The organism is Sharpea azabuensis DSM 18934, from assembly GCF_000702165.1.
GTDB lineage: Bacteria > Bacillota_I > Bacilli_A > Erysipelotrichales > Coprobacillaceae > Sharpea > Sharpea azabuensis.
The window spans coordinates 39252-48561 of record NZ_JNKU01000016.1; the positions used below are offsets into that span (position 1 = coordinate 39252).

A 9310-nucleotide genomic window follows, 5' to 3' on the forward strand; every position below is an offset into this window, starting at 1 on the left:
TAAGACAAAAAGAAAGAGACACACCTCATTGTGCCTCTTTCATGAAATAGCTTTGTGCTTCATTAGAATTGATATCAACAATCCGATTGAAATAATCTTTCTGTTCAAGCGCTTCTTTATGAATTGTATGTTCAATCATCCCATCCTTGATATAAAGCAGCTTACTTGAATAAGATGCAATAAGAGGATCATGGGTCACCATTAAGACTGTGACACCTTCCTCTATATTCAGTTTACTAAAGAAGTCTAATACTTCATGACTATTGGCACTATCAAGATTACCGGTTGGTTCATCAGCAACAATAATCTTCGGATGATTGATAAGAGCTCGTGCTATCGCAATACGTTGTCTTTGTCCCCCGCTACACTCATAGGGATATTTCTCTAAAAGTTTTTCAATATTAAGCTTGCTTGCAATACTGATAATACGCTCATCAATCTCTTGCCTATTAACTGAAGCTAGTGATAATGGTACAGCAATATTTTCTTTTACCGTCAAAGCATCAAGCAAGTTGAAATTCTGAAAGATAAAGCCTAATCGTTCATAGCGTAATAAGCCAACTTGATGACTAGAGAGCGTTCTGACTTCTTCTCCATCAATAAAGACCTTACCCTTTGTGGGGAAGTCAATGGTCGTCAACACATTCAGCAACGTGCTCTTGCCTGCCCCACTTGGCCCCATAATACAAACAAACTCTCCCTCATTTATTGTCAATGTGATATCATTTAAAGCCTGATAGGGATGCTTTGAACCAAGCCCGTAGATTTTTGAAACATGTTCTGCTTTAATTATTTCCTTACTCATCTTTGACACCTTCTTCAAGTTCAACAATAATAGACTGACGATAATATCTCCATGTCATCAACGCCATAATAACAGGAGGCAGGATATTTATAACCATCACAATCATTACAAATGACAAAGAAATAGTATGATTCATTAACAGCAGTAACAGCATAATAATGATATAAAGACCAGGCAAAGCAATCAGCAGCCCAAAAAAGCTCATAACTTCCTGCTTAATGATTTTCTTGAACTGATCAAGCATATAGCCAACCTTATATAAATTGATAATAGCCATCTTTCTCTTTAAAATCATACTGCGATAGAGATACATCATAGAAACAGATAGCAGTAAAGAAGTGATAATATAAGCATGAGCTGCAACAAGACTTTCCACAGGGTCATCCTTCAATGTCATAATCATATGAATCATCATGATTGTGGCAATGCAATAAATAGTGATAATATGTTTTGCCTTCTTTAATACTTCACTAAGAAAGCTCATACTTATAAGAGCAATCTTATCATCGATCAAACGCAAAGACGTCTGTTTCTTTAGGAAATGGGGGATTGTTTTAACAAGCATCCCAGCACTGCCAATTGCCCCAACCATGCACGGCATTGCGTAGCGATCTATGTCTACAGGCACTGTCAAAAACATGACGATGGCAAGCAAGGCAATAATAATATAGGCAGAACTAGGTAAATGGAGCATCACAACATTGGAATCATTCCTTATATGATCTTCATGCAATAGATCTGCAATATTATGACGATAAACAAAACCAGCATCTATCAAAAGAATAACCGGAATAAGAACAAGAAAGAACAAGCCAGTATAAAGAAAGCAATGCAAAGGTTGAAAGAAAGGCGAAGCATGAATATGCATCAAGATAAACATCACTTTATTGATACCTACTGCCATAAAATAGCCAGTGCATAATCCCAAGGGTAAAAAGGCTATCAACAACATCATGATTTGTAACCAGAGATAAGATGTAATGGCTAGAAAGCTTTGCCCACTCATCCCCATAATGAGTAACTCTTCTGATTTTAGTTGAAGAAAAGCATCATTCGCAAAGTAGAGCATGACTGATGAAAAGCAAATAACAATAAAAATAATAAAGGTTATGAGAAAATCACCCATATAAGCTTCCCCGTGTCTGATAGAGGGATTATTGACAACATCGCTTAAGATAACAGTTGTAATAACGAGAAAAAATAGCATTAAGCCATATGCCAATGACTCTTTCCGTTTTCTTAAAAGCATTTTGTAAGCAAATCGTACCAGCCCCATAACAAACCTCCGTAAGCTCTTACATTATACTACTAAGATATGATTATATGAAAGAAAAAGATGCGCTAGGCATCTTGGGGTTGCATGATATAGCTTGTCAGACAGGTTAGAAGTGAAAAAATGAAACTTCCTAATGGAATTGAAAGAGCTAAGAAGTAATTAAATGCGGTAAGGACATCATAACTATTAATTGCATTTGTAAGAGAAAGAAGGGTGAGAGCTGCCTGTATTAAGAACATGATGAAATAATACTGTTCATATTTATGATTATGATAGCCATAAAAAATAACAATATACAAAACTAATCTCAATAATGTCAATGTAATCATCATACCATGACTCATGAATGTTGATGTCTGAATATGATAAATTGCATTAATAATGGCATAGAGTAGCTCAAGCAAGCTAGCAGTTCCACTAGCTAAGATAGCTGTACGAAATTTTGCATTCTTATTTTCTTTTAAGTAATCACTTAAACCAAAAAAGAGAATGATAAATGACATGATTTCTAATAGAGACGTAATGGCAATAAGTTCAGTTGTCATATATTTCTGAACAAGAAGACCACTATAGACTGTTTTGAAAACATAAATCAATCCAAATATTGAAAATATGAGCAACAAATATTTCATATTATTAACTATTTTCATGAGATTTTTACGCATAACATTCCACCTCTATGCATCCATTTTATCACACTTGATATAGTTTGCCAAAAGAAAGCCTTCTTACCTTCTTTCCCTCACTAAATACTCATCAAAACTTACTAATAAAAAAATCCAGCTTCCTAGGAAACTGGATCTTGAATTACTTATTTAATGCTTCTTTAGCAGTATTGCAGATTGCAGTGAATCCTTCTGGATCAGCAATTGCGATTTCAGATAACATCTTTCTATTGATGTCAACGTTAGCTAATTTTAAACCATGCATTAATACAGAGTATGATAAGTCATTCATTCTTGCTGCAGCGTTAATACGAGCAATCCATAACTTTCTCATTTCTCTCTTTAAGTTTCTTCTATCTCTATATGCATATTTTAATGAATGCATTACCTGCTCATGAGCAGTTTTATATAAAGCATGCTTACTTCCAAAATAACCCTTAGCAAGCTTTAATGTTTTCTTTCTTCTACGTCTAGTTGTGTAACCGCCTTTTACTCTTGCCATTTACATGTCCTCCTTACTTACCTAATCTAGATTTAATTCTCTTCATATCTGATGGATGCACTAAAGTTGCTTTTGCTAAATGCTTCTTCTGCTTGTGAGTTTTGTTGTGTGATAAGTGTGAAACATAAGCATGAGATCTTTTGAATTTACCTGAACCTGTTTTCTTTAAACGTTTCTTTAGGCCACTGTGTGTTTTCATTTTTGGCATAACTAAATTCCTCCTATTTATTCTTCTTAGGGGCTAGAATCGCAATAAGCGTTCTGCCTTCCATTTTAGCTGGCTTTTCGATAACACAATATTCACTACATTCTTCAACGAAATCATCAAGAATCTTCTGTCCAATTTCAATATGTGCCATCTGTCTTCCTCTAAATCTTACTGCAACCTTGACTTTATCGCCATCTTGCAGCCATTTGAGAGTTCTCTTCAGTTTTACATTTTTGTCATGGACATCAATAGTTGGAGAAAGCTGAGTTTCCTTTAGAGAGACAACCTTAGAATTTCTTCTCTGTTCTCTTTCTTTCTTCTGTTTCTCAAAACGATATTTACCATAGTCCATGATTCGACATACAGGTGGTTTTGCTTTTGGCGCAACGCACACTAAGTCTAAATTTGCATCATTTGCCTTGTTCTGGGCATCTCTGCTACTCATAGTTCCAAGCTGATCTCCGTTCTGGTCAATCACAAGAACTTCTCTAAAGCGAATTTTTCCATTAACTAAATCATCATTTGGTTTTGGTTTAGTTCTATCGTATTTTCTAATAAAAGCCACCTCCATTGCTTAACAATAAAAAAGCAGGTGCATAAGCACCCGCATAAACATCCCAAAGAATTAATACATTAATATCTTCAGTGACATTTGCCTACCAACATCCATCAGTCAGGCGAGAAGCGAGCACTTCTTCTTTCCACTACTTTATTTACTTGCTCATTCTATAAAATTTCTTAATCTATGTCAATGCTTTTTTACAACTTTCTCGAACGAATCAGGAATAGCAGTCGTAAATGTCATTTTCTGATGAGTAAAGGGATGAATAAAGCTAAATGTATCTGCATGCAAGGCTAGTCTTTTGAGTTCATTGCTTCTTGCCCCATATTTCTTATCCCCCATAATAGGATGATGCAATGAAGCCATATGCACACGAATCTGATTCTTGCGCCCTGTATCAAGAAGAACATGGACGAGAGAACAATGCTTGTTAGAAGCTATTGCTTCATAATGGGTAATCGCACGCTGGCCACCCTTTTTCGTTATATAGACTTCCTGCCCTCTGCTTTCTGCTAAATAATTATCAATTGTGCCTCGCCCAATCATCTTTCCTTCAACAACAGCATAATAACTGCGCATTGTCACACAATCATTCCAATGATGAGTAAGATATTCATAGAGCTTCTTGTTCTTCACAAACATCAGGACACCAGAAGTATCCTGATCTAAACGGTGAACAAGATAGAGCTGTTCATGCTTCTTGCCAACATAGTTCTTGACCATCATATAGGCTGTACGCTTGGATTCTTTAGCTGTACGTTCTGATAATAATCCACTTGGTTTATTAATGGCGATGATTTCATCATCTTCATAGATGATATCAAAAGGCAGTAAAGAAGGTGCTATCTTGCTGATGGAAACATCATCACCTATCTTAAGAACATAGTCATATTGCGTAATAATTTTGCCATTAACTTGAACTTCCTTATATTTAAGCAGATTCTTAGCTTTCGTACGATTATAGTTCTGTAATAAATAATCCATCAATATCATTTCTTTAACAATTTTCATCAAAATACCTTCTTACAGCCCTTTCTAGATGCATTGGACCTTCTTTCAGCATTGTGGCAAGATCCTTTATTTCCTCATTAATACAAATAACATCCATAAAACCTGCCTCCTTAAGCAAGGCAACATCTTTCACCTTACCGGCAAAGACCACAACCGGTTTGTGATATCTTTTTGCATGCATCAAAACACCATAAGGTGTTTTTCCCGAGAGTGTCTGTTGATCTATGCTGCCCTCGCCTGTCACAACAACATCCGCCTTCTTAATCGCCTCATCAAGATGAACCATCTGACTGACAATCTCAAAGCCCTTTTCTAAACGTCCACCTAGATAACTAACAATCGCATAGCCTAAACCGCCTGCTGCCCCTGTTCCAGGTATCTCACGATAACACTTCCCAAGCGCTTCTTCACTTAATAAAGCATAATGCGCCATGGCTTGATCAACACATTCTAACCTTTCTTCTTGTAAGCCTTTTTGTGGACCAAAGACATAGGTTGCGCCATGAGGACCTAATAATGGATTTTCGACATCACAGGCAGCGATAAAGCTCACATCTTCATTTCGAAAAAGATAATGGCTTCTATCAATCGCTGTAATCTTGCCAAGGCCTTGTGCACTTGGTGATACAGGCTGATGATGGGCATCAAGAAAGCGTATGCCTAAGGCAGTAAGCATGCCAATTCCGCCATCATTTGTTGCTGACCCGCCAAGAGTAATCATAAAGCGTCGTGCACCATGATGAAAAGCATCAACAATCATCTCACCAACACCTAGACTTGTTGTATGCAACGCATTCTTTTCCTCTTCTTCAAGAAGATCTAACCCACATGCCTGGGCGCATTCAATAACAGCAAACTCACCAGCCACCATATATCTCGCCATAACATGCTTAAAGTTAGGCGAAGTCACTTCAACTTGATAATACGTCCCCTTAAGCCCATCACTTAATGCCTCAAGCGTCCCTTCGCCCCCATCTGCCAATGGTATAATCTCCACATCATCATCTAAGGCTCTTTGAACTGCTTCACCAGCACTTTTCGCACTCATTGATTCTTTAAATGAATCAAAACAAGCCAATACCTTCATACACTTCACTCCATTTCCTATTTATCTTAACACAAGTGAACTGCTCCGACTCATAGAAGTCGAAACTTCCTGCTTCAACCACTACTGCATTGGCTGCATTGTTACGCAGCTCAACGTCTTACACAATGTCCACAGGCGTATGAGTTCGGGCTATTCCATCCCTACTCTATATATTTTGTTTATGCTACTTAACTAAGCAGACGTAATCCTTCGTTTAGTATATTGATAGCAGCGTTCTGGTCACGGCTTATCGTGAGTCCGCAATCACATATCATTTTGCGCTTAGATAAATCCTTCATCTCGGGATGCAATGTACCGCAGCAACTGCAGATTTGTGATGACGGAAACCACTTATCCACTTTGACAAGATACTTATTTCTGTCAGACAGCTTGTATTCGAGCATGTTAAGAAACATGCCGTATCCATTATCAAGTGTAGCCTTGCCGTTTCCGAAGCCGCGATTTGCCATAGAACGCATATTTAGAGATTCCACACATACAACATCATACTGATTGGCTATCTCAGCAGATATTTTATGCAGGTTATCCAGACGCTGATTAGCGATATATCTATGAATTCTGTTTACTTTACGGAGCTGCTTAATATAGTTATTGGATTTATCTTCATGCTTCTTAGAGCCTTGCATACGGGACAATCTACACTGTGCCCTGGCAAGCTTGTCATGGCTTTCACGATAATATTTGTGATTAGTACCCGCATTGCCATTACTGTCAACATATAGACCATCAGAAGCATAATCTAATCTAATGGCGTTAGTTTTATCCACTATGTAAGCATTTTCCCTTTATCAAATTCAAAAAGCACAGAAATATAATACCTGCCATCAGATTCCTGAGATACAGTAGCAGATTTGATAAGCCAACCACTTTCAGGAACGCGATGGATGACAGCTTTTACTTTACCAATCTTAGGAAGTCTGATGTACTTATTGTCTATGATAGCAACTGTGCCTTTCTGATTGTTTGTCGTATAAGACCTGCGAAAGTGCTTTGCAAACTTGAACTTAGGAAATCCGTTATTCTTTTTGTGAGATTTGCGAAAAGCATGACGGAAAGCAGCCTGCAGATTCATCTGCACGTTTTCAAGGGCAAGACTATCTACCTCCCTAAAATATGGATATTCATCCTTATACTGGACAGGCGTAACAGCAGGAAACTTACCTGTGGTCCTGTAGCCTTCAATCTTATCGGAAAGCATAAGATTATAGATCTTACGGCAGCAGCCAAAGGTCTTAGAGAACATGGTGCTTTGTTCAGTTGTAGGATACACCCTGTACTTGATTGCTTTGTTTGCCATCCTTCTCTCCCTGTGACTGTATATACTGCTTAATAATATCTGCTGTGACACCTCCAGTGGTCAGCAGACAAAAGCTCTGTGACCAGAACATCTCTTTCCACAAGGATTTACGAATCTCAGGAAATTCTTTCTTTATGATGCGGCTGCTCGCTGATTTGTAAGCATTGATGAACTTGCTGATTTCGGTATTAGGTTGCCCCCTAAACAAAATGTGAACATGGTCCATATCGTGATTCCATTCCTCCAGCGTAATGTTATACGCAGGGGCAATTTTTACAAACATCTCTTTCAGACGGTTAGAGATAGTATCATCTATTACCTTATTACGATATTTTACACACATGACAAGGTGATAACGTAATATAAATACCGAATGATTATTTGTGTCTAATTGCATGGTGTTCATGACCTTTCTAATTATTACGACTGATTATATTTAGATTATAAAATTAAAGGATACAAAAATCAATAAAACGCCGTGTTTATCGCAATTCATCCCACCACCTATAGCTGGGTGTACGTAAGACAGTATTGCGCCGAGATTGACGAAGCGGCACGAAACCGCATGGAGCTGATCGTGCGGTCACTGGCAGAGCAAAACGGTGTGACCGAACAGCTGAAAGCCGAAAACCAAATAGAATGGGTGCGGCAGATGAACGCTTACAAGGCACAGGCAGAGGAAGTTGTGTAGTTTGAGCTGATTTATGACTGATACTGAGAGCGTCCGGACGAAAAATGTTTGGGCGCTCTTACTGTATGAATAAATTGTAATTTTCCCATGATAAAGAAGCAAATGTTGTAAAGGAAACTTGACAAGATAAATATGTCATACTATAGTAAGTTTGTAAAGGAAACTTGTCATGCAAGGAGGCGTTTTTTTGAAGAATAAAGTTGAGCAGTTACGAAAGGAGCGAGGATTAAATCAAGATGATTTTGCAAAAATGCTTCGTGTTTCAAGACAAACCATTAGTTCAATCGAAACCGGAAAGTATAATCCATCATTGGAATTAGCTTTTGCAATTTCAGACTTTTTTGGCAAGCGGATTGAAGAAATCTTTATCTATGAAAGAGGTGCAGAAAATGAAAAAAAGTAATTTGATAACCGGGATACTATATGTGCTTTTCGGTGTGGCTTGTTTGATTGTTGCGCTGTTGATTGAAACAAAGTTAGAGGGCATTTTATGGGGCTTTGCTGGCGCAGGTATCTTCCCAGGAATTATGATGATATGCAAATATTTTTATTGGAGTTCCCCAAAAAATAAAGAGCGATACGAAGAGCGTTTGGAAAACGAACGAATTGAACAGCATGACGAGTTAAAAACAAAAATCAGAGATAGAGCCGGAAGATATACTTACAGCTTAGGACTGCTGGTTATTTGTTTCTCTATTTTGGTTTTCGGTATTCTCGGAGCATTGGAAGTCATTGATAATACTCGCATGATTGTACTCTATCTCAGCGGATATTTACTGTTTCAAGTTATCGCAGGAATTGTCATTTTTAATAAGCTGATGAAAAAGTATTAAGGAAAATGCAAAAGTCAATATAATAATGCAGGTTTTGGACAAAATAAGAATGTAGGTTTTCCTACATTTTTATTTTGTCTTTTTAATCATCATCAGTCATTAGCTGAAGCTGATCTTTTAATCTGTAGGAAGGACCATTAATGTTCAATACCTGACTGTGGTGTAACAGTCTGTCAAGGAGTGCATTCGTAAGAACAGGATCTCCAAAAACCTCTGGCCATTTGGAGAATGTCAGGTTAGTCGTGATGAGAGTGCTGGACTTCTCATATCTCTTCGCAATGAGATTGAAGAAGAGATTGGCTGTATCCACATCCATCTTCTCGTAGCCAAGCTCGTCTAGTATCAGCAGCCT

At 37.7% G+C, this 9310-nt stretch carries 14 protein-coding genes, 1 pseudogene and 1 other annotated feature; of the genes and pseudogenes, 3 read left to right on the top strand and 12 right to left on the bottom strand.

Annotated elements, in window-relative coordinates:
• Positions 1 to 25: 25 nt before the first annotated feature.
• From T529_RS0104880 to tnpA, 11 genes are all read right to left on the bottom strand, one after another.
• Positions 26 to 805, bottom strand: a complete 780-nt coding sequence (locus T529_RS0104880; RefSeq protein WP_033162494.1) for an ABC transporter ATP-binding protein — start codon at positions 803 to 805, stop codon at positions 26 to 28.
• Positions 798 to 2081: a hypothetical protein gene (locus T529_RS0104885; protein WP_033162495.1), complete on the bottom strand. Its 1284-nt coding sequence runs from the start codon at positions 2079 to 2081 to the stop codon at positions 798 to 800. The genes T529_RS0104880 and T529_RS0104885 overlap by 8 nt, the downstream gene beginning before the upstream one ends.
• Positions 2082 to 2146: 65 nt before the next feature.
• Entirely contained in the window at positions 2147 to 2746 is a 600-nt protein-coding gene (locus tag T529_RS0104890) for a hypothetical protein (protein ID WP_033162496.1), read from the bottom strand.
• A gap of 142 nt (positions 2747 to 2888) precedes the next feature.
• Entirely contained in the window at positions 2889 to 3248 is a 360-nt protein-coding gene (gene rplT / locus T529_RS0104895) for a 50S ribosomal protein L20 (RefSeq protein WP_033162497.1), read from the bottom strand.
• A gap of 13 nt (positions 3249 to 3261) precedes the next feature.
• Positions 3262 to 3456 carry a 50S ribosomal protein L35 gene (rpmI, locus tag T529_RS0104900; RefSeq protein WP_033162498.1) on the bottom strand — a complete coding sequence of 65 codons (195 nt, stop codon included), beginning with the start codon at positions 3454 to 3456 and terminating at the stop codon, positions 3262 to 3264.
• Positions 3457 to 3469: 13 nt separating this feature from the next.
• Entirely contained in the window at positions 3470 to 4027 is a 558-nt protein-coding gene (gene infC, locus T529_RS0104905; RefSeq protein ID WP_033162499.1) for a translation initiation factor IF-3, read from the bottom strand.
• Between the two features lie 3 nt (positions 4028 to 4030).
• Positions 4031 to 4162, bottom strand: a sequence feature (ribosomal protein L20 leader region).
• Between the two features lie 42 nt (positions 4163 to 4204).
• Positions 4205 to 5029 (bottom strand): RluA family pseudouridine synthase, encoded by an 825-nt coding sequence (locus T529_RS0104910; RefSeq protein WP_033162500.1) that lies wholly within the window; start codon positions 5027 to 5029, stop codon positions 4205 to 4207.
• Positions 5016 to 6116, bottom strand: coding sequence for a glycerate kinase (locus T529_RS0104915; protein ID WP_033162501.1), 1101 nt, complete (start codon positions 6114 to 6116; stop codon positions 5016 to 5018). The genes T529_RS0104910 and T529_RS0104915 overlap by 14 nt, the downstream gene beginning before the upstream one ends.
• Before the next feature lie 188 nt (positions 6117 to 6304).
• Complete coding sequence (locus T529_RS13475) at positions 6305 to 6904, bottom strand: RNA-guided endonuclease InsQ/TnpB family protein (protein WP_238560782.1); 600 nt, start codon at positions 6902 to 6904, stop codon at positions 6305 to 6307.
• Entirely contained in the window at positions 6904 to 7434 is a 531-nt protein-coding gene (locus T529_RS13480) for an RNA-guided endonuclease InsQ/TnpB family protein (protein ID WP_238560783.1), read from the bottom strand. Before T529_RS13480 ends, T529_RS13475 begins: the two co-directional genes overlap by 1 nt.
• Complete coding sequence (gene tnpA / locus T529_RS0104925) at positions 7391 to 7831, bottom strand: IS200/IS605 family transposase (protein WP_033162502.1); 441 nt, start codon at positions 7829 to 7831, stop codon at positions 7391 to 7393. Before tnpA ends, T529_RS13480 begins: the two co-directional genes overlap by 44 nt.
• A 129-nt stretch (positions 7832 to 7960) precedes the next feature.
• Here tnpA and T529_RS12755 point away from each other — a divergent pair.
• The 3 genes and pseudogenes from T529_RS12755 to T529_RS0104940 form a co-directional block, all read left to right on the top strand.
• Positions 7961 to 8125: pseudogene (locus T529_RS12755) on the top strand (TnpV protein); the annotation flags it as partial.
• A gap of 187 nt (positions 8126 to 8312) precedes the next feature.
• Positions 8313 to 8528, top strand: coding sequence for a helix-turn-helix transcriptional regulator (locus T529_RS0104935; RefSeq protein ID WP_033162503.1), 216 nt, complete (start codon positions 8313 to 8315; stop codon positions 8526 to 8528).
• Positions 8515 to 8958, top strand: coding sequence for a hypothetical protein (locus T529_RS0104940; RefSeq protein WP_033162504.1), 444 nt, complete (start codon positions 8515 to 8517; stop codon positions 8956 to 8958). The genes T529_RS0104935 and T529_RS0104940 overlap by 14 nt, the downstream gene beginning before the upstream one ends.
• An 82-nt stretch (positions 8959 to 9040) precedes the next feature.
• On the opposite strand, the gene T529_RS0104945 is transcribed toward T529_RS0104940, so the two are convergent.
• A partial coding sequence (locus T529_RS0104945; protein WP_033162510.1) for an ATP-binding protein occupies positions 9041 to 9310 on the bottom strand: 270 nt, incomplete at its 5' end.